This window comes from uncultured Xanthomarina sp. (genome assembly GCF_963971605.1).
GTDB lineage: Bacteria > Bacteroidota > Bacteroidia > Flavobacteriales > Flavobacteriaceae > Xanthomarina > Xanthomarina gelatinilytica.
In genome coordinates, this window is sequence record NZ_CAXATZ010000037.1 from 1 (window position 1) to 23,603 (window position 23,603).

The following is a 23,603-nucleotide window of genomic DNA, read 5'->3' on the forward strand; positions in this document are numbered from 1 at the left end:
TCTGTCATAACTTCTGAAAGTGTTATAAGTATATTTGAAGAAAAACTGGACATTGCTTATTTTTTTAAAGAAAACACAGGTCCAGGAGATTCCAGAAATTATGGAATGAGCCGAGCCAAAGGCAATTATTTCATTATCCTGGATAGCGATTGTATTTTACCTCCTCAATATTTGAATGAAGTTCAAACTAGTTTGGAACAAGATTTTGTGCATTGTTTTGGAGGGCCAGATGCTTCGCATGATTCTTTTTCAAACATTCAAAAAGCGATAAATTTTTCAATGACGTCTTTTTTAACCACAGGAGGCATTAGGGGAAACAAAACCAGTGTCAATACCTTTCAGCCTAGGAGTTTTAATATGGGACTTTCAAAAGAAGCTTTTGTCACATCAAAAGGATTTGGTGAAATTCATCCAGGCGAAGACCCAGATTTGTCCATTAGACTCTGGAATTTAGGGTATAAAACAAAATTAATTCCAGAAGCTTTTGTTTATCATAAACGTAGAATTTCCTGGTCTAAATTTTACAAACAAGTCCATAAGTTTGGTTTGGTAAGGCCTATCTTGAACCGTTGGCATCCTAAAACAAAAAAAATAACCTATTGGTTTCCTTCCCTTTTTTTAATGGGATTTGTGTTTAGCGTCCTTTTGTGGTATTTTCTGGCTATTAAAATTTTTATGATTTTCTATATCATTTACTTTATAATGGCTTTTATTTTAGCGTTAATTAAAACCAGACAACTGTATATTGCAGTATTGGCAATGGTGGCCATAGCGATTCAATTTTATGGGTATGGTTTAGGGTTTTTAAAAGCCAATATTTTAATAAACATCCTGAAAAAGGAACCAGAAAAACAATTTCCGGAGTTATTTTTTAAAAAATCATGATCAAACGGATAAAATCTAAAATATTGGCATCTTTCAGGAACAAAAAAATAAATGTGTTTCTTTTGTTTGTTTTGTTGTCTTTTGTGGTGCTTTTGTTTTTAAAACTATCCAATACATACACAAACACCATTACCTTTAAAATTAGTAAGATACAAGTACCAGAAGGACATTTGGTATTGAACAATGACTCTCATAAGTTGAATATTACCTTACGTACTCATGGTTTCAATCTGTTGAAATATTATTTTAAAGAACCTGAAATAACCATAGATTTCAGTAAAAACATTTCAAACACAGATACGTTTTATGTTTGGAACAAGAACCAAGGCTATTCGGAGTTAAATACCCAATTTCCAAAAGATGAAGAGATTGTAAGCATTACTCCAGATACCATAAAATTTAGGTACGATGTTAATGCCGTAAAAAAAGTTCCAGTAAAATTAAAAACCAAAATACAGTTTGCACAAGGCTATGATTTGTTGGATTCCATACAGATAAATCCAGATTCCATCAAAATCATTGGTCCAGAAATATTGGTATCCAAAATAGCTTTCGTGGAAACAGATTCCTTGCGCTTAAAAGACATTAAAACAGACATACATACTTCTGTGCCATTAAAGATGCCTAAGAACAAGAATGGAAACCTGAAATTTTCAGCAAAAAACACAAATATTAAAGCTCAGGTAGATAAATTTACCGAAGGTCACGTAAAAGTTCCAGTGTCAGTAATTAATATTCCAGAAAACATCACCATAAAGTATTTTCCTAAAAAAGTTTACGTAACTTATTACACAAGTTTATCCAACTACAACAACATTAAAGAAACCGATTTTGAAATAGTTTGCGATTACAATGACATTAAGTCAAGCTCAGAGTATTTGGTTCCTAAAATTATAAAAAAACCAGAAAAGGTAAAGCATGTGAAATTATCTCAAGAACATATTGAATTTATTATTATAGAATGAAAATAGTAGGTTTAACAGGAGGAATTGGAAGTGGTAAAACCACTGTGGCAAAACAGTTTCAAGCTTTAGGGATACCTGTTTACATAGCAGATGATGAAGCTAAAAAACTGATGAACAGATCCAAGATAATTAAACGGAAACTCAAAGCGCTTTTTGGAGACGAAGCCTATAAAGACAATACATTGAACAGGCCTTTTTTGGCAGATAAAATTTTTAATAATGCTGAAAACCTAAAAAAAATGAATGCTGTGGTACACCCAAAGGTAGCATCTCATTTTAAAAATTGGTTAAAAAAACAGATAGCTCCCTATGTTTTAAAAGAATCGGCTATTTTATTTGAAAATGGTGCCTATAAGGATTGTGATTTAATAATAACCGTAACAGCTCCCTTGGAGCTAAGAAAAAAACGACTTTTAAAACGGGACAATACCACTCTTGAAAAAATCCAAGCCATTATAAACAATCAATGGAGCGACGAATCCAAAATTTCAAAATCCCATTTTGTAATAACCAACAAAGACCTGGAAGAAACCAAGCAACAAGTACAACTTACTCATAACAAAATCGTTAACTTGATAGCATAAAACCTAAATTTTAACATTTTTGTTAATGTAAGGTTAAATGATAAGTAAACTAAATGTTAAAATGTTAATTTTGAACGATGAACAAAAAGTTATTCATCATACTGATTCTATTAATGAGCTTGTCTTTGGTAGGAATCATTTTCGTTCAAGCATATTATATCAATAACTCTCTTAAAAACGAAGAAGAGCAATTTACATTCAATGTTAAAAAAGCCTTAAGCTTCACATCAAAAAACATTGAAGACAGGGAGTTTAAGGAATATGTATTGAAATTTCAAGATTTATTGGACCAAGGCGTAAAGCCAGATACAACGGCTTTTAGGGAATTGTATTTGAAAGAAGAGGGAAGTGGTTCCAATGAAAAACTAATATATAGAAACAGTATTTTAGAAGAGAATTACAAATTATCTTCATCGATCTTTGACATAGGTTTAGACAGTATTAATATAAAAAAGGTATTGAGCGATAGGGAAACCAAAGTATTGAAAAGCAGCGCCTTGGAGTCTAATTCTAATCTGAATTTAGATGCCATGATGTTCGAGTTTGGAAAACTGTCCAAAGGGGCTGAAATTTTTTACGATACAGCTTACGAAGATTTATCTTATAGAGTGCCAATCCATAAACGTGTTACCAAAGAGGAAATAGAAAGCCTTTTAAAGAACAAGTTAAACGAGGACAACATTGATATAGATTTTCAATTTGCTATTTACAGTAACGATTTGGCCACCAAAATTCAATCGGAAGATTTTGAATTGATAACAGAATCCACCTATAGTGTACCTGTTTTTCAGAATAAAAACGATGGAAGTAATTACAGGTTGTTGGTTAATTTTCCAAAAAGAAACGTGTTTGTGCAATCGTCCATCATAAAAATGACATTGCTCTCAATTATTTTTACCTCCATCATCATCATTGCCTATACAAGTGCCCTGATGCAATTACTGAAACAACGAAAAATATCTGAAATAAAAACAGATTTCATCAACAACATGACACATGAGTTTAAAACACCTATAGCAACCATTAACCTAGCTTTAGATGCCATTAGGAACCCAACTGTCATTACAGATCAGGACAAAGTATTGCGTTATCTTAAAATGATAAAAGAAGAAAACAAGCGCATGCATGCACAAGTTGAAAATGTATTAAGAATATCTAAACTTGAAAGAAACGAATTAAACATTAGTAAGGAACGTGTGTTGTTGCACGACATAATAGAAGATGCCATTACACATGTTGAATTGATAGTGGAGGACAGGAAAGGAAAAATAAAAGTGAATTTGTCTGCAGAAAATTCATCCGTTTTGGCAAACGAAACACATTTTACCAATGTTATTGTTAACATTCTGGACAATGCCATAAAATACACTCCAGAATCCAGGGCACCAATAATTGATGTGACTACCGAAAATGTAGGTACCAATATTTTATTGAGGATCAAAGATCAAGGAAGTGGCATGAGCAAAGCAGCACAAAAAAGAGTGTTTGAAAAATTTTATAGAGAGCACACTGGAGATAGACATGATGTAAAAGGTCATGGATTGGGTTTAGCCTATGTTAAACGAATAGTAGAAGACCATCAAGGTCATATATCAGTTGAAAGTGAAAAGGACAAAGGAAGTACGTTTATTATCAAACTTCCATTAATATCGTAAAAGCTATGAATGAACAACAAAAGAAAATATTATTAGTAGAAGATGATCCAAATTTTGGAACCATCCTTAAGGATTATTTAACGATGAACGATTATCAAGTAACCCATGCTAAGAATGGTATGGAGGGCTTTGAGAAATTCAAGAAAGACGATTTTGATTTATGCATTCTTGACGTGATGATGCCTTATAAAGATGGATTTACTTTAGCTAAAGAAATTAGGGAAAAAAACACCGATGTACCCATTGTGTTCCTAACTGCCAAGGCCATGAAAGAAGATGTGCTTAAAGGTTATAAGGTAGGTGCAGACGATTATTTAAACAAACCTTTTGATAGTGAGGTTTTGTTAATGAAAATTAAGGCAATCATGCAACGTAAAGCTACAGAAACAGTTGCAGATAGCAAACAATTTGAGTTTAAAATTGGGAAGTTCCATTTAAATTCCAAATTGCGTTTCTTAACATATGATGGAGGTGAACAAGTAAAATTATCCCCTAAAGAAAACGAATTGCTGCGTTTGCTGGCATTACATGAAAACGATTTAATGCCAAGGGAATTGGCTTTAACCAAAATTTGGAGAGACGACAACTATTTTACCTCCAGAAGTATGGACGTATATATTGCTAAACTTAGAAAGTATTTAAAATTGGACGAAAATGTTGAAATTTTAAACATTCATGGTGAAGGCTTTAGATTGGTTGTAAACCAAAGTGCTTAAATAAATTTAAGTTTTTATAATAATAAATCTAGCTAGTTGTTTTGTTTAATCAAAATATAGCTGGATTTTTTTTTGATGATATATTAAATAACTTTTTGTGTCCTTGAACTTGGTTTTAATTTTAGAAGTTTTTCATACGTTGAACTTAATAACCACTATCTTCATTACCTCACCAGCCCAATTGCTGCCAACCCAATGTGATTTAAAATTGCGACATGCCACTTTTTAGGTAGATAAGATTTATGACCTTAAAAAACTATTTCAACTTTATGGTTTCTATTATGGTTTCCAAAGGGGTTTTATAATCAAACCAGAGTATGTCTTCTTTTTTCCTGAACCACGTTAGTTGTCTTTTGGCAAAACGTCTGGAGTTTTTCTTGATTTCGGAAACAGCAAAATCCAAAGTCCATTCACCATCTAGATATTTAAAAAGCTCTTTATAGCCTACAGTGTTTAGTGCATTTAAATGTTTTTTATCTTGAAGGTTCTTAACTTCAGTCAATAAGCCTTGTTCCATCATTAAATCCACCCGATTGTTGATTCTGTTATAGATAATGTCCCTCTCGGCTGTTAACCCAATACTTATGGTTTTAAAATTGCGTTTGTTTTTTGCCTTATTTAAAAATGAAGAATAAGGTTTTCCGGACCCAATGCTAACTTCCAAAGCACGAATAACCCGTTGGGGATTATTAATAGCAATATGCTTGTAAGAATTAGGATCCAACGTTTTTAATTGTTCTTGAAGGGCTTGCAAACCTTCTTCTTTAAACTGTTTGTTCAATTGCTCTCGAATAGAGGCAGGAACTTTTGGGAAATGGTCCAAACCCTGTGTTACGGCATCAACATATAAACCAGAGCCACCTACCATGATAACGGTATCATGGGTTTTGAAAAGCTGCTTTAATAAGTGTAAGGCATCTTTTTCAAAAGCACCTACATTGTAATCGTCTTCTACAGATTTATGATGAATAAAATGGTGTTTTGCCTGGGCTAATTCTGATGGAGTGGGAGCAGCTGTACCAATTTGCATCTCTTTAAAAAACTGTCTGGAATCTGCTGAAATGATTTCGGTATTAAAATCATTGGCCAGTTTAATGCTTAAGGCTGTTTTACCAATGGCTGTTGGTCCTACAATGCTTATAAGGGTTTTAGTCATGATGTAACTTGCATCCACATTTATAACAAAATTCGGCTCCATCTTGATGTTTTTCGTTTAGGCAATTCACGCAGCACTGGGTGTTCACATGAACCATATTGTTTTTTCTAGGTTCTTCTTTTTGTTTAGATTGTGAAGAATATTCTGCAGACACAATTCCTGTTGGTACAGCAATAATGCCATAACCTAAAATCATCACTAATGAGGCTATAAATTGTCCTAAAGGTGTTTGAGGCGTTATATCTCCAAACCCTACAGTTGTAAGAGTTACAATACACCAATAGACACTTTTAGGAATATTGTCAAAACCACTTTCTTCTCCTTCAACCAGATACATAATGGTTCCAAGAATCACAGCTAATATGATCACTGCAAATAAAAAAACAGATATTTTTACACGACTGGCTTTTAAAGCAGATGACAGCATGTTTGAGGCTCCTAAAAATCTAGCTAATTTTAAAATTCTAAATATTCTTAATAACCGTAAAGCTCTTAAAGCTACTAAAGCATGGGTTCCTGCAAAAATTAGAGATAAGTATTTAGGAATGGTAGAAAGTAAATCAATGATGCCGTAAAAACTGGTAATGTATTTTAAAGGTTTTTTTACAGTTATAATTCTTAAAACATATTCAATAGTAAAAAGAATGGTAATCACCCATTCAGAAATGTTTAAAAAATTATGATATTTAACATCTATACTTTTTACACTCTCTAGCATTACCAGAATAATACTTGCTAAAATTGTTACCAATAAAATGACATCAAATAGTTTTCCTGCAGGTGTATCTGCTTCATAAATAATTTCATGAAGTTTATCTTTCCAGTTTTTGTGATGTTTGTCGTTCATTTTAAGTAAAAAAGCAGTAAACGAAGATAATTAAAATATTATAGTTTTAAGGTTCTTATTCCTTCTAAGATAATTTTGAATAATATGTTGGGTGTCCCTATTGTTTTCCATGGGTGTAATTACAGATTCCAACACACTGGAGTTTGTAATTTGATAGTTTAAATTTATATATCCATATCCAGCAAAAACACCATTTTTTATTAAAACCACACTGCGTTCACTTATATCCCTGCCTTTATCAATAATGGCCATGTTTTTATTTGCATAGCTGTATTTATCTATAAGTTGTTGTACGCGTTTGTTGTAGGTTTCATAGGGTTCTTCTTTAATACAGGCTCCTTCGCACTGCTTAACGGTATAGTTAAAGCAATTGCTTTTGGTAGGATACAATCCGGACAGTTTCTGACACAGATGAAATTCTTCCACAGCTTTAAATAAAAACTGTTTTCCACTATTTCTGGTGCTAAAAGTGGTAATGGCTTTTTTTCTGCCATCTGCTTTGTCAATGCTTAAATTTAAATAGCCATCATCGTCTTCAAAACTATAAAGGGCATGTGTAAAAATGGTTCTTCTTAAGGCTCTGTTAAAGATGGGTTTGTTGCTTTTTATTTCTTGACTTTCCTTTAAAAGGGCAACAAGTTCGTTGCCAGTAGCTTCATAGGTTACAGCAGCAGTTTGCAATTGAATTTTCTTGGACTTGGAATTGGTATTGGTAAAATGTTGACTGATCCTGTTTTTAATGTTTTTGCTTTTTCCTATATAAATAATTTCACCAGCTTGATTATGTATGTAATAAACTCCTGTAATGTTTGGAAGATCGTTTAAAATTTGTTTTAAACTGGGCTCCATTTTAAAAGTAGGTTCAACCACAATAGCATCTTTTACAATAGCTTTTTTAACATCTTTTGCAAGAAGCATTTTAAAAAGCTTAACCGTTGCAATGGCATCTCCATTGGCTCTGTGTCTATCGCTAACTGGAATTCCAAGGGCTCTGGCAAGCTTCCCTAAACTGTAAGAAGCTTGGTCTGGAATAAGTGTTTTGGATAAAGAAACAGTACAAAGTGTTTTACGTTTGTAAGGAAAGCCCAAACGTTTAAATTCCGTTCTTAGTATCCTGTAGTCAAATTCGGCATTGTGGGCTACAATCACGCAGTCTTCTGTAATTTCTATAATACGTTTGGCAATTTCATAAAATTTAGGGGCATTTTTAAGCATCTTGCTGTTAATGCCTGTAAGATTTACAACAAAGGGTTGAATCTCTCTCTCAGGATTTACCAAACTAATAAACTGGTCCACTACTTGATGGCCATCAAATTTATATATAGCTATTTCGGTAATGCCTTCTTCGTTATACTTTCCACCTGTGGTTTCTATGTCTAATATAGCGTAAATATGTAAGCTGTTTTTTTGTAAAGTTTTAGCTATGCTAGTAAAACTTTTTATTCATTTTAATTTCGTTCGCCAAAGATACTACTTCCTACGCGAATCATGTTGCTACCACATGCAATTGCTAAGGGATAATCGCCACTCATTCCCATCGAGATTACCTTTAGATCTGGTTTAAAGCGCTTAAGATGGTTAAAAGTGGTTTTTAACTGTGTAAACTCCTTTTTTATTTGTTCTTTGTCCTCTGTAAAAGTGGCCATTCCCATAACTCCAATCACGTTTGTGTTTTTTAATTCTGAAAACTCGTTGGATTGTAATATCTCTGAAGCTTCGTTGGCACTCATTCCAAATTTGGAATCTTCTGATGCGATTTTTATTTGAAGCAAACAGTCAATAACCCTTTGGTGTTTTTTGGCTTGTTTATTGATTTCTTTAAGCGTTTTAAAATTTTCCACACCATGAATCAAACTTACAAATGAAGCCATGTATTTAACCTTATTGCGTTGTACATGGCCAATCATGTGCCATTGAATGTCTTTGGGCATCTGTTCCTGTTTTTCAACCATTTCTTGGATTTTGTTTTCTCCAAAAATACGTTGTCCAGCTTCATAAGCTTGCATGATATCGCTTACAGGTTTGGTTTTGGAAACAGCCACAAGGGTGACTTGTTCCGGTAATGTTGATTTTATATGGTGAAGGTTTTGTTGTATGGACATAATTTATAATTTGTTGCCAAATTGCACCTTGTTTGGCAAAAAGGCGAAACAAGGTACAACTTAATAAAGATAGATTTAATTAAAATTCGTAAATAGTCACTCCACTTCGCAACTTAGGTTCAATATATGTGCTTTTAGGTGGCATGGTAAGGCCGTCTTCGGCAATTTGTTTCATTTCTTCCACACAAACAGGAAGCATGACAAAGCCAACTTTAGATTCGCCACTATCCACACTGCTTTTAATGTTTACCAAATCTTTTTTTCCATTGATATAAGTAATTCTCTGATCGTTCCTTAAGTCTTCAATACCTAGAATGGGATTTAAAATGGTTTTGTAAAGAATTTGTGAATCCAAACCGTCTAAAGAGGTTTCAATTTGATATATGGTTTTACGTAAATAAAGAGAATAAAAATCGCCATCCAGATACATACTGAAATGATGTTTCTTTGAAGGTTGATAAGGCATACTCCCTCTGTTTTCAATTCGGTAAAACGTATCCAATTGAATTAAAAATTCTTCTTTGCTCAAACCATTCAAATCTTTGACCAACCTGTTAAATGCATGAATTTGCAAATCGGATTCTGGAATTAAATAACTCATAAAAAAACTGTAGGGCTCATCTCCTTGATGGTCTGGGTTGGCATCCATTAAATCTTTGTAAAGCAAATATGAGGAAGCCGATCTATGATGGCCATCTGCAATGTAAATGGTGGGAATGTTTTCAAATTCCTTTTGTATGGATTCAATAATTTTTGGGTTATCAACCTTCCATAAGTAATGTGTATCCCTATATGTGGTAGTGAATTCAAATTCAGCTCGTTCTTTTTGTATTTTCTTAATTAGGAAATCAATTACAGTGTTATCTGGATAGGTTAGGAGTACAGGTTCTGCATTAAAACCAACGGTTTTTAAGTAGTCTTTAAAAATAATTTCACGATAAGCAATGGTATCTTCATGTTTTTTTATAACATCTGTTTCATAATCCAAAGCACTTGTGGCAGCAACAATACCGTTAAATTCCTGTTGTTCCCTGTCCACAATTCTATAAACGTAGTAACAAGGGGTTTCATCCTGTTTAAAAATACCATCTTCCTTAAACTCTAAATATCTGTTTTTAACCAAACTATATCGTGCTTCTCCAGAAATGTCTTTGTCAAATCTATAACCAGGATTTACAATTTGTAAAAAAGAAAACGGATTGTCCCTTAACCTAGATTCCAATTGCTCCTTTGTATAACTTTGGTACGAACGTGCCGCCACAAGACTCACTTTGTCTCGTGTGGGACGTACAGCTTTAAAAGGAATTATTTTTGACATTTTTTGCTTTTTGTGTCATTACAAGTGTTTTATTTAAAAAGCATGGAAATCTTTAATATGTGACCATACAAATTAGATTGCCACGTCCTACATCCCTGTCTGCCGACAGACAGGCTCGCAATGACGGCATTATTTTACTTTAAAAATTGAGAAGAGACTTTCTCTGCCTTTCTGCTTTCAGAATAATCGTAAAAACCTTCTCCAGATTTGACACCCAGTTTTCCTGCCATAACCATGTTTACCAATAAAGGACAAGGTGCATATTTTGGGTTTTTAAAACCATCGTACATCACATTTAAAATAGATAAACAAATATCTAATCCTATAAAATCTGCCAACTGCAATGGACCCATTGGGTGTGCCATACCAAGTTTCATAACGGTATCAATTTCTTCAACTCCAGCCACACCATTGTAAAGTGTTTCTATGGCTTCGTTTAGCATGGGCATTAAAATTCTATTGGCCACAAAACCAGGATAATCGTTCACTTCTGTTGGAACTTTTCCTAACTGCTTGGACAAGTCCATAATGGTGCTGGTTACTTCGTTACTGGTATTATATCCACGAATAATCTCAACCAATTTCATAATTGGAACAGGATTCATAAAGTGCATACCTATTACCATTTCCGGTCTGGAAGTGGCAGCTGCTATTTGTGTAATGGAAATAGAGGAGGTGTTACTTGCTAAAATAGTATCCTCTGGACAGGCCTCGTCCAATTGTTTAAAAATCTTTAGCTTTAAGTCGATGTTTTCTGTGGCTGCTTCTACCACCAAACTGGCATATTCCACACCTTCTTCAATGTTGGTAAAGGTAGTGATGTTTGCAAGTGTATTGGCTTTATCGGCTTCGGTAATCTTTTCTTTGGCTACCATTCTGTCCAAATTTTTGGAGATGGTATCCATGCCTCTTTTTAAGGAAGCGTCACTAATATCTATAAGTTGAACTTTAAATCCACTTTGTGCAAAAGTATGCGCAATCCCATTTCCCATGGTTCCAGCTCCTATTACTGCTACGTTTTTCATGTTTTGAATTAAAAATTAATATTTAAAAGTTAAAATTTGAGTGAAAACTGTATACTGTGCTTGTAAACGTTTTTAAAATTGATCAATTATCATGGTTGCCACACGCAAGGCCTCTGTGCCATCATGTAGGGTAACTATTGGCGATCTGTTATTGTTTATAGCTTCAGCAAAAGAATTCAATTCGTCTAAAATAGCATTGTTGTTAGCTATTTCAGGATTGTCAAAATATATCTGCTTTTTTACACCCTCTGCGTTTTGCAAAATCATATCGAAATCTCCAGGATTTTTAGGAGCATCCTTCATTTTGACCACTTCGCATTTTTTCTCTAAGAAATCTACTGAGATATAGGCATCTTTTTGAAAAAAACGCGATTTACGCATGTTTTTTAATGAAATTCTGCTAGCTGTTAAATTGGCAACGCATCCATTTTCAAATTCCAATCTGGCGTTCGCTATATCTGGCGTGTCGCTAATTACCGATACACCACTTGCATATACGTTCTTAACCTTGGATTTTACCACACTTAAAATAATGTCAATATCGTGTATCATTAAATCCAAAACCACTGGTACATCTGTGCCACGAGGGTTAAACTCTGCTAACCTATGGGTTTCTATAAACATGGGGTTGACTATCTGGTCTTTTACAGCTAAATAGGCAGGATTGAACCTTTCTACATGGCCCACTTGTCCACGAATGTTGTGTTGTGCCAAAAGCTCCCTAATATGTTCTGCTTCTTCAACCGTATTGGTAATGGGTTTCTCTATAAAAATATGTTTGCCTTTGGCGATGGCTTTTTTGGCACACTCGTAATGCGAAAGCGTAGGTGTAACAATGTCCACCATATCTACAGCATCAATTAAATTATCTATAGAATTGAAATATTTATAGCCAAATTCAGCTTCAATTTTTTTAGCATTGGCTTCGTCTGAATCATAAAAACCAACTAGGTCATATTTTTCAGATTGATTGAGAAGCCTTAAATGAATTTTTCCAAGATGACCAGCACCTAGAACTCCAGCTTTTAGCATGTTTTACGTTTTCAACAAAAATAAGATTTTACTTTTAGAAATTACGAATTTCAAATCCCAAATTCCAAAAACTAAATCCCATTAATTAAAAACATTTAAATATTTATGCTTTGAACTTGTTGCTTATTGAATTATTTTAGCCTTGAAATTGAACCTACCATTGAAAGATACTTTTAAACATAAAGGATTACGACAGCAGCTTGTTGAAACTATTAAGGCTAAAGGCATTAAGGATGAGAACGTCTTGGATGCCATTGGCAGAATTCCAAGACATGTATTTATGGATTCTGGGTTTTTGGATCATGCATATCAAGACAAAGCCTTTCCTATTGCTGCAGATCAAACTATTTCGCAACCCTATACTGTAGCTTTTCAATCTGAATTGCTGCAAGTAAATCCTGGAGACAAAATTCTGGAAATTGGTACAGGAAGTGGTTACCAAACAGCTGTTTTGCTTGAGCTTGGTGCTTCTGTTTTTAGCATTGAAAGACAACGTGAACTCTATAAAAAAACAAGCAAATTCTTGCCTAAATTAGGTTATAGACCAAAGAAACTTATTTTTGGAGATGGCTACAAAGGATTAAAAGAAGAAGCGCCTTTTAATGGCATTATAGTGACTGCTGGAGCTCCTTTTGTGCCAAAACCTTTGTTGAGTCAACTGGCTATCGATGGACGATTGGTAATTCCTGTAGGTGACGAGGTACAGATCATGACTTTATTTATACGAAAAGGCATCAAGGAATTTGAAAAACACGAATTTGGTGAATTTAGATTTGTGCCTTTATTGGAGGACAAAAATTAATTTTTTGGTAAATATTCTGTCGGTATCGGATTTTCTTTGGATTCCTGAGACCAATAAATATTTACAACCCACCATCTATGACCATCAAAAAGGAGCTGAATGCTTTTAATGCCTCGCATAAAAGGTGCTGTGTCTGCTTCGCTGTGGTAAGCTTCGTAAGTGCTGAAAACATGGGTCATGTTTCCAAAGGTGTTTACGGTTCTGTGGATTTCTTTTTCAAAAAAACCATGCTCTTCCAGCCAAGATCCTGAGGTGCTAATGTAATCTGAAGGCGACATATATCTTGCCACAAAAAAACCCTCCAGATTTTTGCCAGTAGGAATTAGTTTGGCATTTTGCATGAACAAATATTTAAACAGCTCCCAATCCCTTGTTTCTCCTTTTTCACCAGAAATAACAGCATAAAGCGTCTCTATGGTACTGTCTAGTGTTTCAACTTTTTTGGCGTATTTTATTGTGCTTTCCTGAGCGTTGATGGTAATGTTGAAAGCAAGCATTAAGACAAATAGCATGATGCGTTTCATGGAAATGTGTTTTAAATGTTTATGTTAACCGGTTTAAAGAAAACAGTTTTAATTAAAACTTTTTTTAATCCTGTCCAACCTTACTTTGTTTTCCCGGTCTTTGATGGTTTCCCGTTTGTCGAATAGTTTTTTTCCTTTTGCTAAGGCGATAACCAGTTTGGCAAGCCCTCTATCATTTATAAAAAGGTTTAAGGGAATAATGGTCAATCCAGAAGTGTTGACCTCTTTTTCCAGTTTTTTGAGTTCTTTTTTATTTAAAAGTAATTTTCTGGTAGCTTTGGGTTTGTGGTTGTAATGTGTACCATACTTATATTCTTCTATGGTCATGTTCACCACAAACAATTCCCCTTGATCGTTAAATTCACAAAAACTCTCGGCAATTGAAGCCTTACTGTTTCTAATGGATTTTATTTCGGTTCCGGTTAAAACAATTCCAGCAGTATATTTATCCAGTATTTCATACTGAAACTTCGCTTTTTTGTTTTTTATGTTTACGTGTTGTTGCATAGCATACAAAGGTAAATAATCAATTAGAAAAGTTGATGAATTAATTTAAAAGTTAGTTAATGGTAAGTACCATATTGGTTATGGTGTTTCCTGTAATGGTAACGATATATATGTTTCCGTTGTTGCTGTCATCAATATCGCTATATATTTGCTTGCCAATAACGCTATTTACAAATTTAGGGGTTGTGTCACTATGGCCAACAATCAAAACATGCTTGCCAAGATTGTCTCTTAAAAAGGTTTCGGTATCTATGGCACCTGCATCATAGATGTTGATGTCCAGCCCATTCTTCCTAGCAGTTGGTTGTGCGGTTTCAATGGTTCTATGATAATTTGTGGAATAAATGGCATCCAAAGGGATGTTTTGTAAAACAGTGTTCCAATTTTCAGCTCTAGCGTTTCCTTCTTCGGTTAAATGTGGATTTTTGTTTGTAGGATCATTTCTGTCCTTTTCAGCATGACGAATAAAATATAAACTTGTGGTTTCGATAGGGTTTTCGGTTTTTTGAATTGGCTGTTCTTGTTGATTACAACTAAAACATAATAGCATACAAACAACAAGAAAAGAGATGTGTTTCATAAGATATGGAATGAACACAAATATAATATTATTTCAAGAACCCATTAAGCCAATTCCAAGGCAATGTCAACCATTTCTTTAAAAGTGGTTTCACGTTCCTTGCTTGTGGTACGTTCGCCAGTTACCAAAGAATCGGAAATGGTTAATATGGTGAGTGCATTTACATTGTGCTTGGCAGCAACCGTGTAAAGGCCAGCAGTTTCCATTTCGACACAAAGGACACCAAATTTGGACCATTTTTTATAGGATTCAAAATCGTCTGCATAAAATTCATCGGAAGTAAAGACATTTCCAGCTTTTAAGGGAATGTTTTTCTTTTTGGCAATTTCAACGGCTTTTTGAAACAAGCCAAAATCGGCCGTAGGCGCATAATCTGCACCACCAAAACGTAATTCGTTCACACCAGAGTTGGAAGAGGCTGCCATAGCCAAAACAATATCCCTAATTTTTATGTGCTTTTGGTAAGAGCCAGAACTACCAACCCTAATTAGGTTTTTAACGCCATATTCGGTTATTAATTCGTGCGCGTAGATGGAAATGCTTGGAACTCCCATTCCAGTTCCCATAACAGAAACAGGCTTGCCATTATATGTACCTGTATATCCTAACATGCCACGTACTCTATTAAAGCAAACAGGGTTGTCTAAAAAAGTTTCTGCTATCCATTTGGCTCGTAAAGGATCTCCTGGTAACAATATGGTTTCTGCAATCTCTCCTTTTTTTGCTTCAATATGTACGCTCATAACATGTTGGTTTTAGTTTTAATAGTCGGTATTTTCAACAGTGGATTTTTTCTCTGTTACAATATTGATTCCAGAGGAGGTACCTATTCTATCTGCTCCTGCGTCAATATATTTTAAAGCTGTTTCGTGGTCTTTAATGCCACCAGAAGCTTTTATTTTAGCTTTGTTTTTAATAGTTTTTTTAATCATCTTAACAGCTGTTAAGGTAGCGCCACTTTTAGAAAATCCGGTTGAGGTTTTAATAAAATCGGCTTTGGCATCCAAACAAATCTGGCAAGCTCTGATAATTTCGTTTTTAGACAGTTCACTTATTTCCAAAATAACTTTTAAAGGCGTGTTCCCTATTGCTATTTTTACATCACATATATCTTTGTAAACGGCAACAAAATTCTTGCTTTTAAGCATGCCTATGTTTATTACCATATCTATTTCATCTGCACCATCCTCTACAGCTTTTTTGGCCTCAAACACTTTAGCGTCGGTACTCATGGCTCCTAATGGAAAACCAACCACAGAACATACTTTCACATTGCTTCTGGTTAATAAATGTTTTGCAAGTGATACATAATAACTATTCACGCAAACAGAGTAAAATCTGTATTCTTTGGCTTCATCACACAGGACTTTAATATCAGTTTTGGTGGTAGTAGGTTTTAAGAGGGTATGGTCTATGTATTGATTAATGGACATAATTATGTATTTATAGGTTAAGTGGTAACAAAAATACGATTAACTGTTATATTAACAACATGCATTCTAAAAAATTATTAAATATTTATGAGTTTTAATTCCGTATTTTATAAATGAACCTAAAAAAACGACAATTTGTATGGCAAATTGGACTTATTTAAAGATTAATTTTGATGGAGACTTGTGATTGTAAGTTCATTAGGAAAATTAATTCCAGAACATGACTTTTGTCAGCATTTAAGACGGATTTAGAGGGTATTTTTGAGGTAAATAATAATTAAATAGTTTACCCAATGAAAAAAATATTTTTTAGCGCATTAATTGCTTTTTTATTTGTTTTTAATGCCCAAGCACAAGAAACCAGTTCAAGCTCTCAAGATTACAGTAAATGGCAAGCGCGTTTTCGTGTAATTACGGTTATCCCTTCTCCAGGTGACAATATTGATGGAGCAGATGTTGATATTTCTACATCTGTAGTTCCTGAATTGGATTTTACGTATTTCTTTACCAAAAATATTGCTGCCGAGTTAATATTAGGAACAACCAAACACAATGTGGATGTTGAAGATGTTGATTTAGGGCACGTATGGTTATTGCCTCCAACCTTAAATTTACAATACCATTTTTATGCAGGAGATTTTAAACCTTATGTTGGAGCAGGTGTTAATTATACCATCTTTTATGGTGTAGATGAAGGTGATGTTGCAGATATGGACTACGAAAACTCCTTTGGCTTTTCGTTTCAAGCAGGTGTGGATTATAACTTGAATGACAAATGGTTCTTAAACCTGGATTTAAAACAACTATTGCTTTCTACAGATGTGGATGTGAACACAGGAGCAGCTGTGTTGCCTGTTGAAGTAGATATCAATCCTTTTATTGTTGGTGTTGGTGTTGGAAGAAAATTTTAATAAACTAACTATAATTTACTTAAGAAAAGCTGTCTGGAAATGGGCCGCTTTTTTTAATTCATATATTAATTGGAATTTTTAACTATGGTATGAGCCCATTCTATGGCTTTGCTAAGGTTGTCGAAAATTTCATAAGGTTTGTCAAAAAAATCACGTTCAAACTTTGCGTTTTTTTTCATCAATTCGGTTTCTGTTATCATGGCAATGGCCAAGAGGTTAGGGATTTTTTCTGTATGTACGTATGTTAGTGGATTTACGGAATAAGAGTTCACGCGATTGGAAATATACACCATGTTTTTTCCAGAAAAGTGCTTTTGTATCACTTCGTTTAGCTTGTTGTTGTATTCCGGATGAATTTCTGCGCCTTCACGTATTTGACAAATTAAATATTCATCAAAAACAAAAATTTCGGTTTCTGGATAGTTGTAATAATGTAGCATTCCCATTGTAAAAGGTTTAAAGTAAATGGTTTTGATACTAAGTTATGATTTTTTTTTAAGTGTTAAAAATCAAGGATTTTAAATAGGTTGTTGTAACCAGAAAGCCAATCAATCTAATACAACCTAAGTGTCATCTTATTTTAAAGCCCATACAATAATATTAAGTCAGGAAAACGATTGTTTTTTTATTTTTTTTGTAAACACCAGTAGGTTTCCAGGAGTCACATTAGCTAAAAAACATGTATTTTATCTGTGGTATAGCTTAATTTATAATATATAAAGTATCTTCAAGCGCTATTAATCAATAAATTATATCTTATGAAACATTTAAACTATTACTTTTTATTTTTTGCATTATGTTTTAGTGTAACCATTCAAGCGCAAATTTCTGATTCCGACATTCCTGTTAACGAGTTTGTATATAATGAAGATCTTATTGTAAAAGGAAGTGAATGTATAGGAATAGATTGTCCAGATGCTCCAAATTTCGGGTTTCATACCATAAGACTAATGGAAAACAACTTACGTATAGCATTTGACGATACTAGTAATTCAGGGTCATTCCCTTCAAATGATTGGGAAATTACCATTAACGACACAGGCAATGGAGGTCTTAACTATTTTGGAGTGACAGATGCTACAGCTTTAAATATGCCATTTAGAATATTGGCAGGAGCTGGTGCCAATGCCTTGTATGTTGGAAATAGTGGAAATGTAGGTTTAGGTACAGATACTCCAGTTGTTGAATTACAAGTGACAGATGGAGATTCACCAACTTTACGTTTAGAACAAAACGGAGCAAGTGGCTGGACAGCCCAAACATGGGATGTTGCAGGAAACGAAACAAACTTTTTTGTTAGGGATGTAACAAACGGAAGTTTATTGCCCTTTAAGATTAAGCCTGGAGCTCCTAATAACTCATTATTTATTGCAGCTACAGGAACCATTGGTTTAGGGACGCAAAACCCAAATTTGAATGCGTCTTTGGATCTTTCAGCTACAGACAAAGGCTTGATATTAAACAGGTTGACTACGGCGCAAAGAGCCACATTATCTGGTGGAGCAGTAGCTGGAATGATGGTTTATGATACAGATGAAAACGTGACATACTACTGGAACGGGACAGAGTGGGTGAATCCTTCTCAAGACAATCAAAATTTAACATCTGCTTCATTATCTGGATCTACTTTAATTGTTACCATTGAAGGAGGAACGTCTGTAAATGTGGATCTCGCTCCAATATTAGCAGATTTAGAAGCTGAAAATGTAGCACAACAAGCGCAAATAGACGATTTGTTGGCTCGAGTAACAGCTATTGAGGCTTGTGCCTGTGGTGGTACCTTAGGGATCATGGAGCAAGGGCAAACTGAAAATAATATTCGTTTAAACCAAAATGTGCCTAATCCATTTCAGTCTACAACCAGTATCAAGTATTTTATTCCTGTTAAGCATCATTCGGCTAAAATTGTAGTGACTTCTTCTTTGGGACAAGTTATCTACAACTTCCCTATAACAACATTTGGGGAAGAAGGTACTTTGGATTTGTCTAAATCAAATTTACAATCTGCAATTTATTATTATACGCTTTATGTGGATGGTAAGAAAATAGGTACTAAAAGATTGGTGACCAAATAAAATTCGGTTTTATTATAAAAACAAAAAGCAACGTGTCTCTTTTTAAAGATTTACGTTGCTTTTTCAACTAACTAACTATATGAAAAACTTATGTTTTTAATAGTTTTCTTCAACCATGTTCGTTTGGTTTCTAAAAACTAATTTATCGTCGAACGCATCCAATAAAATAATACTGTCTGTGGTTACTTTTCCAGCAAGTATTTCTTTACTCAATTCGTTTAAAACTTCTTTTTGAATGACTCTTTTTACTGGTCTGGCACCATACTCCGGATGGTATCCTTTTTCCGCTAAATATTTTATAGCTTCTTCAGTGGCATCAAACGTTATGTTTTGCTGTGCCAGCATTTTTGTTAAACCTTTCAATTGCAATCCAACAATATCTTTAATGTTGGCTTTGGTTAAAGGAGTAAACATAATGGTGTCGTCAATTCTGTTTAAGAACTCTGGTCTTACACTTTGTTTTAACAAGGCCAAGACGTCAACTTTCGCAGCTTCAATAGCAGAGTCTATGTCTTTTGTGGCGTCAAAACGTTCCTGTATGATATGGCTTCCAATGTTTGAAGTCATGATAATAATGGTGTTTTTAAAGTCTGCCACACGACCTTTGTTGTCTGTTAACCTTCCTTCATCCAATACTTGCAAAAGGATATTGAAGGTATCTGGATGTGCTTTTTCAATTTCGTCCAATAACACTACAGAATAAGGCTTTCTTCTTACAGCTTCTGTAAGTTGACCACCTTCATCGTAACCTACATATCCTGGAGGAGCTCCAACCAATCGGCTAACAGCATGGCGTTCTTGATATTCACTCATGTCTATTCTGGTCATGGCATTCTCATCGTTAAACAAATATTCTGCCAGTGCTTTGGCCAATTCGGTTTTACCAACACCAGTGGTTCCTAAAAACAAAAAGGTACCAATTGGTTTCTGTGCGTTTTGCAAACCAGCTCTGGAGCGTCTTACGGCATCACTAACAGCAGCTATGGCTTCATCTTGTCCAACCACACGTTTGTGCAGTTCGTCTTCCAGCTTCAATAGTTTTTCACGTTCACTTTGTAGCATTTTTGTAACTGGGATTCCAGTCCATTTGGCCACAACCTCTGCAATATCATCATAGGTAACTTCTTCTTTAATTAACGAGCTGTCTGATTGGTTTTCTTGTAACTCTTTTTGAAGTTTCTCTAATGTTTCTTGTGCTTCTTTTATTTTTCCATAGCGTATTTCGGCAACTTTTCCATAGTCTCCTTCGCGCTCTGCACGTTCTGCTTCTAATTTGTATTCTTCAATATTTGCTTTGGTGGTTTGAATGTTGTCAACCACTTCTTTTTCACTTTTCCATTTGGCATTGATCTCGTTGCGCTCTTCTTTTAAATTGGCCAAATCCGATCTTAAGGTTTTAAGCTTGGATTCATCCTTTTCGCGCTTAATGGCTTCTATTTCAATTTCCAACTGCATGATTTTTCTATCCAGGACATCCAATTCTTCTGGTTTGGAGTTGATTTCCATGCGCAATTTTGAAGCAGCCTCGTCCATAAGGTCTATGGCTTTGTCTGGAAGAAAACGGTTTGTGATATAGCGTTCGGATAATTCCACTGCACCAATAATGGCATCGTCTTTTATACGCACTTTATGGTGTGTTTCATATTTTTCCTTAATACCACGCAATATGGATATGGCACTTTCGGTATCTGGTTCGTTAACCATCACTTTTTGAAAACGTCTTTCCAGGGCTTTATCTTTTTCAAAGTATTTTTGATACTCGTCTAAAGTGGTTGCACCAATGGCTCTAAGTTCTCCACGTGCCAAAGCAGGTTTTAAAATATTGGCAGCATCCATAGCGCCTTGTCCACTACCAGCTCCTACAAGTGTATGGATTTCATCAATAAACAGTACGATGTCTCCATTGCTTTCTGTAACCTCTTTGATGACAGCTTTTAAACGTTCTTCAAATTCACCTTTATATTTTGCACCTGCAATTAAAGCTCCCATATCTAAAGCAAAAATTTGTTTTTCCTTTAGGTTTTCTGGAATATCACCATCTACAATCCTATGTGCCAAACCTTCAGCAATAGCTGTTTTTCCAGTACCTGGTTCACCAACCAAAATGGGATTGTTTTTGGTTCTTCTGGATAAAATTTGAAGAATTCTACGTATTTCTTCGTCTCTCCCAATCACTGGGTCCAATTTACCGTCTTTAGCCAATTGGTTAAGGTTTTTGGCATATTTGTTTAAGGAATTATATGTGTCTTCCTGACTTTGGGAAGTGACACGATCTCCTTTTCTTAACTCTTCAATGCTTGCCAATAATGCTTTTTCTGTTGCTCCTTGGTCTTTTAGCATTTGAGCAATTTTGCTGTTGGATTTAAAAATGGCCAAGATTAGATGTTCAATGGACACATAATCATCTTTCATTTTTTTTGCAACAATAGCAGCCTCATTGAGTGTTTTGCCAGCTTCTCGAGATAGCATGATGTCTCCACCAGACACTTTGGCGAAGCTTTCCAATTGTTTTTCCAAAGCTTGATGTAAAACAGGGATGTTAATATTCAGTTTTTTTAAGATAAATGGCATGACGTTTTCATCAACTTCAGAAATGGCCTTAAAAAGGTGCTCATTTTCTATTTGTTGATGACCATAGCCTTGAGCAAGCTGTTGTGCATGCTGAATGGCTTCCTGCGATTTTATGGTATAATTATTTAAATTCATATTATTTTCAGTTAATTGTCGTTTGGGAATACAAGAGGAATCTTAATTTGTTCTTCTTTGTTGTTCTTGTTGACAAGTTAATAGGTTTTTTTATGTTTACATTCTGTATAAGTCAATTATCTTACCAATACACAAAGCAAGACAAAATGTCTTGAAAACACTGTGTTTGCATGACTTTTAGTCAGTTTGTAAGATTTTGTTATTCGCTTCGACTGAGACGAAATAATAATTAGATTCCCATTCTTAATGGCCTACTGAAAGGTTTGGGAAACGACAAAATTTTAATTTATGGGATTTTTAAGTAATATATTTAGTGGTTCTTCAGAAGATAAAGAAGAAAAGGTGTTGCCTTGGCTGACATTAACACAAGTAGATCAATTAAAAGACATTGAAAATAAATCAAAAACCAAAACACAGGTCATTTTCAAACATTCTACACGATGTGGTATCAGTAGAATGGTTTTAAAGCAATTTGTAGCCTCTTATAACTTGACAGAATCGGATTTGGATCTGTATTATTTGGATTTATTGAATCATCGGGATGTTTCCAACGAAACAGGCTACAAGTTTCAAGTGATGCACGAATCTCCACAATTACTCATTGTTAAAAATGGAGTAGTGGTTGCCCATGCATCACATGGAGCTATTAATAGCTTGAATTTAGAGCAATATTTAACCTAATTGGATTCCTTATTTATAGTTACCATTTTATAGACCAATTGGCCATTGGCATTCATGCCATTGATAAACAGTTTGATGTTTTGGTGTTTTTTTGTGCTAATGGTTAAATAATTAGGTGTTTTGGAGTTTAAATAAAAATTTGGCACCCAATCTATGCTGCTATATAATTCTTCAGAAGATTGATTTGGATAATAAATTTCAGCATTTTTAAAAGTTTCTGTTGGCAGACTAAAGCCAAACTCGGTTTCGCTAATTTGAACATCCCGGTTTCCAGTATCACCAAGCCCCTTCATTAGTTGACCTGTTTTACTGTAAATATTGATAACTCCACCAGTACCACGAATTCCATGTCCAGCGCCACTTGAGTTTATAGTTACAGAAGCTATATCGAACATTTGCAAACCTATTAACAAAGAATGATCGTTTAAAGGTATCTCGTCTAGGTAAATAAGGAAAAGGACTGGGTTTTCCTTAAAACTTTTTCTTCCTCTTGTGTTTAATATGTATACACTAATTGCGTCTGTCTGAAACACATAAACTCCTGGAAGTGTTCTTAAATAGAATATTACATCAGCACCAGCAAAGGTTTTTTCGTCTGGTATGTAGACATTAGTAAAGCCTTTTGATCTTACTTTATCTTCAATTCTTTCTTTCAAGATTTCTTTATCAGATTCTATTTTAGACTTTATTAAAACTTCATCTAAAACTTCTTCGTCCTTTAATAAAGGGGCATATTCATCTTCTAGGTTATAAACGGTTTCAAATCCAATGTTTTTGTAGGAGGGAATGGATTTGGTTAACAAACTATCTGGACGATAAGTGTTATAATTTTTGTAAATATAGAAATGGGCTTTTTCAATTTGCCCTTTCTCGTTTAGAAGAGCCAATTTATATTTGGTAGGATGCGCTAACATCAGGCTGTCAAACTCAAATTGTTTTTCACCTTTCAAAGGTTCAACAAGCAGGATGTTGTTTTCGATTGAAGATAGCATCACCTTATACTTGGACAGGTCTTTGTTTTTTGAATTGACCGAACCTCTAATCTTTACACCATGTTCTGGTTGGAACACCAAGTCTTTTTCTGTTTTTACGGCGCCAT

General features: G+C 34.4%; 24 protein-coding genes. 9 read left to right on the forward strand and 15 right to left on the reverse strand.

Annotated features, from left to right (window positions below):
* The 5 genes from AACY93_RS11550 to AACY93_RS11570 form a co-directional block, all read left to right on the forward strand.
* Positions 1-885 (forward strand): glycosyltransferase family 2 protein (locus AACY93_RS11550; RefSeq protein WP_287006481.1); only part of this gene is annotated, 885 nt, incomplete at its 5' end.
* Positions 882-1,850, forward strand: coding sequence for a YbbR-like domain-containing protein (locus AACY93_RS11555; RefSeq protein WP_286854975.1), 969 nt, complete (start codon positions 882-884; stop codon positions 1,848-1,850). The genes AACY93_RS11550 and AACY93_RS11555, both read left to right, overlap by 4 nt.
* Positions 1,847-2,434 (forward strand): dephospho-CoA kinase, encoded by a 588-nt coding sequence (gene coaE / locus AACY93_RS11560; RefSeq protein WP_007650917.1) that lies wholly within the window; start codon positions 1,847-1,849, stop codon positions 2,432-2,434. Before AACY93_RS11555 ends, coaE begins: the two co-directional genes overlap by 4 nt.
* A gap of 77 nt (positions 2,435-2,511) precedes the next feature.
* Positions 2,512-4,089 (forward strand): HAMP domain-containing sensor histidine kinase, encoded by a 1,578-nt coding sequence (locus AACY93_RS11565; protein ID WP_287006483.1) that lies wholly within the window; start codon positions 2,512-2,514, stop codon positions 4,087-4,089.
* A 5-nt stretch (positions 4,090-4,094) separates the two neighbouring features.
* The gene (locus AACY93_RS11570) at positions 4,095-4,805 is read left to right on the forward strand and encodes a response regulator transcription factor (protein WP_007650921.1); all 711 of its coding nucleotides are present in this window, start codon (positions 4,095-4,097) and stop codon (positions 4,803-4,805) included.
* A gap of 256 nt (positions 4,806-5,061) precedes the next feature.
* Here the strand turns inward: AACY93_RS11570 and miaA are convergent, their stop codons facing one another.
* From miaA to AACY93_RS11605, 7 genes are all read right to left on the reverse strand, one after another.
* The gene (miaA, locus tag AACY93_RS11575; RefSeq protein WP_286854979.1) at positions 5,062-6,003 is read right to left on the reverse strand and encodes a tRNA (adenosine(37)-N6)-dimethylallyltransferase MiaA; all 942 of its coding nucleotides are present in this window, start codon (positions 6,001-6,003) and stop codon (positions 5,062-5,064) included.
* Positions 5,954-6,808, reverse strand: coding sequence for an ion transporter (locus AACY93_RS11580; RefSeq protein WP_286854981.1), 855 nt, complete (start codon positions 6,806-6,808; stop codon positions 5,954-5,956). Before AACY93_RS11580 ends, miaA begins: the two co-directional genes overlap by 50 nt.
* A gap of 30 nt (positions 6,809-6,838) precedes the next feature.
* On the reverse strand, positions 6,839-8,200 hold the full coding sequence (locus AACY93_RS11585) for an exonuclease domain-containing protein (RefSeq protein WP_287006495.1): 1,362 nt from the start codon (positions 8,198-8,200) through the stop codon (positions 6,839-6,841).
* 56 nt (positions 8,201-8,256) lie between these two features.
* The gene (locus AACY93_RS11590; RefSeq protein ID WP_286854983.1) at positions 8,257-8,910 is read right to left on the reverse strand and encodes a YggS family pyridoxal phosphate-dependent enzyme; all 654 of its coding nucleotides are present in this window, start codon (positions 8,908-8,910) and stop codon (positions 8,257-8,259) included.
* 79 nt (positions 8,911-8,989) lie between these two features.
* Complete coding sequence (locus AACY93_RS11595; RefSeq protein ID WP_286854985.1) at positions 8,990-10,228, reverse strand: DUF1015 domain-containing protein; 1,239 nt, start codon at positions 10,226-10,228, stop codon at positions 8,990-8,992.
* A 134-nt stretch (positions 10,229-10,362) separates the two neighbouring features.
* On the reverse strand, positions 10,363-11,253 hold the full coding sequence (locus AACY93_RS11600) for a 3-hydroxybutyryl-CoA dehydrogenase (protein ID WP_286854987.1): 891 nt from the start codon (positions 11,251-11,253) through the stop codon (positions 10,363-10,365).
* Positions 11,254-11,325: 72 nt separating this feature from the next.
* The gene (locus AACY93_RS11605; RefSeq protein WP_007650935.1) at positions 11,326-12,285 is read right to left on the reverse strand and encodes a Gfo/Idh/MocA family oxidoreductase; all 960 of its coding nucleotides are present in this window, start codon (positions 12,283-12,285) and stop codon (positions 11,326-11,328) included.
* 160 nt (positions 12,286-12,445) lie between these two features.
* Between AACY93_RS11605 and AACY93_RS11610 the strand changes: the two genes are divergently transcribed.
* On the forward strand, positions 12,446-13,087 hold the full coding sequence (locus AACY93_RS11610) for a protein-L-isoaspartate(D-aspartate) O-methyltransferase (RefSeq protein ID WP_287006497.1): 642 nt from the start codon (positions 12,446-12,448) through the stop codon (positions 13,085-13,087).
* On the opposite strand, the gene AACY93_RS11615 is transcribed toward AACY93_RS11610, so the two are convergent.
* Genes AACY93_RS11615 through deoC form a run of 5 tightly spaced genes read right to left on the reverse strand, consistent with a single transcriptional unit; the run spans position 13,084 to position 16,131 of the window.
* Positions 13,084-13,611: a hypothetical protein gene (locus tag AACY93_RS11615; RefSeq protein WP_287006485.1), complete on the reverse strand. Its 528-nt coding sequence runs from the start codon at positions 13,609-13,611 to the stop codon at positions 13,084-13,086. The two genes, AACY93_RS11610 and AACY93_RS11615, sit on opposite strands and share 4 nt — an antisense overlap.
* A gap of 48 nt (positions 13,612-13,659) precedes the next feature.
* Positions 13,660-14,118 carry an SsrA-binding protein SmpB gene (smpB, locus tag AACY93_RS11620; RefSeq protein ID WP_007650943.1) on the reverse strand — a complete coding sequence of 153 codons (459 nt, stop codon included), beginning with the start codon at positions 14,116-14,118 and terminating at the stop codon, positions 13,660-13,662.
* A 52-nt stretch (positions 14,119-14,170) separates the two neighbouring features.
* On the reverse strand, positions 14,171-14,698 hold the full coding sequence (locus AACY93_RS11625; protein ID WP_040492355.1) for a histidine phosphatase family protein: 528 nt from the start codon (positions 14,696-14,698) through the stop codon (positions 14,171-14,173).
* A 44-nt stretch (positions 14,699-14,742) separates the two neighbouring features.
* Positions 14,743-15,441 carry a purine-nucleoside phosphorylase gene (deoD, locus tag AACY93_RS11630; protein WP_007650961.1) on the reverse strand — a complete coding sequence of 233 codons (699 nt, stop codon included), beginning with the start codon at positions 15,439-15,441 and terminating at the stop codon, positions 14,743-14,745.
* 18 nt (positions 15,442-15,459) lie between these two features.
* Positions 15,460-16,131: a deoxyribose-phosphate aldolase gene (deoC, locus tag AACY93_RS11635; protein ID WP_007650963.1), complete on the reverse strand. Its 672-nt coding sequence runs from the start codon at positions 16,129-16,131 to the stop codon at positions 15,460-15,462.
* Between the two features lie 293 nt (positions 16,132-16,424).
* Here deoC and AACY93_RS11640 point away from each other — a divergent pair, with 293 nt between their 5' ends.
* Positions 16,425-17,042: an OmpW family outer membrane protein gene (locus AACY93_RS11640; protein WP_007650965.1), complete on the forward strand. Its 618-nt coding sequence runs from the start codon at positions 16,425-16,427 to the stop codon at positions 17,040-17,042.
* 65 nt (positions 17,043-17,107) lie between these two features.
* On the opposite strand, the gene AACY93_RS11645 is transcribed toward AACY93_RS11640, so the two are convergent.
* Complete coding sequence (locus tag AACY93_RS11645; protein ID WP_287006488.1) at positions 17,108-17,488, reverse strand: hypothetical protein; 381 nt, start codon at positions 17,486-17,488, stop codon at positions 17,108-17,110.
* 312 nt (positions 17,489-17,800) lie between these two features.
* Between AACY93_RS11645 and AACY93_RS11650 the strand changes: the two genes are divergently transcribed.
* Positions 17,801-19,117 carry a hypothetical protein gene (locus AACY93_RS11650; protein ID WP_287006490.1) on the forward strand — a complete coding sequence of 439 codons (1,317 nt, stop codon included), beginning with the start codon at positions 17,801-17,803 and terminating at the stop codon, positions 19,115-19,117.
* Positions 19,118-19,213: 96 nt separating this feature from the next.
* Here AACY93_RS11650 and clpB read toward each other — a convergent pair whose 3' ends face one another.
* Positions 19,214-21,823: an ATP-dependent chaperone ClpB gene (gene clpB, locus AACY93_RS11655; protein ID WP_287006492.1), complete on the reverse strand. Its 2,610-nt coding sequence runs from the start codon at positions 21,821-21,823 to the stop codon at positions 19,214-19,216.
* A 288-nt stretch (positions 21,824-22,111) separates the two neighbouring features.
* Here clpB and ytxJ point away from each other — a divergent pair, with 288 nt between their 5' ends.
* The gene (gene ytxJ / locus AACY93_RS11660; RefSeq protein ID WP_286854997.1) at positions 22,112-22,504 is read left to right on the forward strand and encodes a bacillithiol system redox-active protein YtxJ; all 393 of its coding nucleotides are present in this window, start codon (positions 22,112-22,114) and stop codon (positions 22,502-22,504) included.
* Here the strand turns inward: ytxJ and AACY93_RS11665 are convergent.
* Positions 22,501-23,603, reverse strand: a 1,103-nt coding sequence (locus AACY93_RS11665) for a hypothetical protein (RefSeq protein WP_339612050.1), incomplete at its 5' end; no start/stop codon positions are given. The genes ytxJ and AACY93_RS11665 overlap by 4 nt on opposite strands.

Excerpts from the sequence above, each read along its gene's own strand:
- AACY93_RS11595 (WP_286854985.1), bottom strand. The coding sequence starts at position 10,228 with ATGTCAAAAATAATTCCTTTTAAAGCTGTACGTCCCACACGAGACAAA.
- AACY93_RS11590 (WP_286854983.1), bottom strand. The coding sequence starts at position 8,910 with ATGTCCATACAACAAAACCTTCACCATATAAAATCAACATTACCGGAA.
- AACY93_RS11605 (WP_007650935.1), bottom strand. The coding sequence starts at position 12,285 with ATGCTAAAAGCTGGAGTTCTAGGTGCTGGTCATCTTGGAAAAATTCAT.
- AACY93_RS11565 (WP_287006483.1), top strand. The coding sequence starts at position 2,512 with ATGAACAAAAAGTTATTCATCATACTGATTCTATTAATGAGCTTGTCT.
- deoC (WP_007650963.1), bottom strand. The coding sequence starts at position 16,131 with ATGTCCATTAATCAATACATAGACCATACCCTCTTAAAACCTACTACC.
- AACY93_RS11625 (WP_040492355.1), bottom strand. The coding sequence starts at position 14,698 with ATGAAACACATCTCTTTTCTTGTTGTTTGTATGCTATTATGTTTTAGT.
- AACY93_RS11600 (WP_286854987.1), bottom strand. The coding sequence starts at position 11,253 with ATGAAAAACGTAGCAGTAATAGGAGCTGGAACCATGGGAAATGGGATT.
- AACY93_RS11570 (WP_007650921.1), top strand. The coding sequence starts at position 4,095 with ATGAATGAACAACAAAAGAAAATATTATTAGTAGAAGATGATCCAAAT.
- AACY93_RS11615 (WP_287006485.1), bottom strand. The coding sequence starts at position 13,611 with ATGAAACGCATCATGCTATTTGTCTTAATGCTTGCTTTCAACATTACC.
- miaA (WP_286854979.1), bottom strand. The coding sequence starts at position 6,003 with ATGGAGCCGAATTTTGTTATAAATGTGGATGCAAGTTACATCATGACT.
- AACY93_RS11580 (WP_286854981.1), bottom strand. The coding sequence starts at position 6,808 with ATGAACGACAAACATCACAAAAACTGGAAAGATAAACTTCATGAAATT.
- AACY93_RS11645 (WP_287006488.1), bottom strand. The coding sequence starts at position 17,488 with ATGGGAATGCTACATTATTACAACTATCCAGAAACCGAAATTTTTGTT.
- coaE (WP_007650917.1), top strand. The coding sequence starts at position 1,847 with ATGAAAATAGTAGGTTTAACAGGAGGAATTGGAAGTGGTAAAACCACT.
- AACY93_RS11650 (WP_287006490.1), top strand. The coding sequence starts at position 17,801 with ATGAAACATTTAAACTATTACTTTTTATTTTTTGCATTATGTTTTAGT.
- AACY93_RS11640 (WP_007650965.1), top strand. The coding sequence starts at position 16,425 with ATGAAAAAAATATTTTTTAGCGCATTAATTGCTTTTTTATTTGTTTTT.
- deoD (WP_007650961.1), bottom strand. The coding sequence starts at position 15,441 with ATGAGCGTACATATTGAAGCAAAAAAAGGAGAGATTGCAGAAACCATA.
- AACY93_RS11555 (WP_286854975.1), top strand. The coding sequence starts at position 882 with ATGATCAAACGGATAAAATCTAAAATATTGGCATCTTTCAGGAACAAA.
- clpB (WP_287006492.1), bottom strand. The coding sequence starts at position 21,823 with ATGAATTTAAATAATTATACCATAAAATCGCAGGAAGCCATTCAGCAT.
- smpB (WP_007650943.1), bottom strand. The coding sequence starts at position 14,118 with ATGCAACAACACGTAAACATAAAAAACAAAAAAGCGAAGTTTCAGTAT.
- ytxJ (WP_286854997.1), top strand. The coding sequence starts at position 22,112 with ATGGGATTTTTAAGTAATATATTTAGTGGTTCTTCAGAAGATAAAGAA.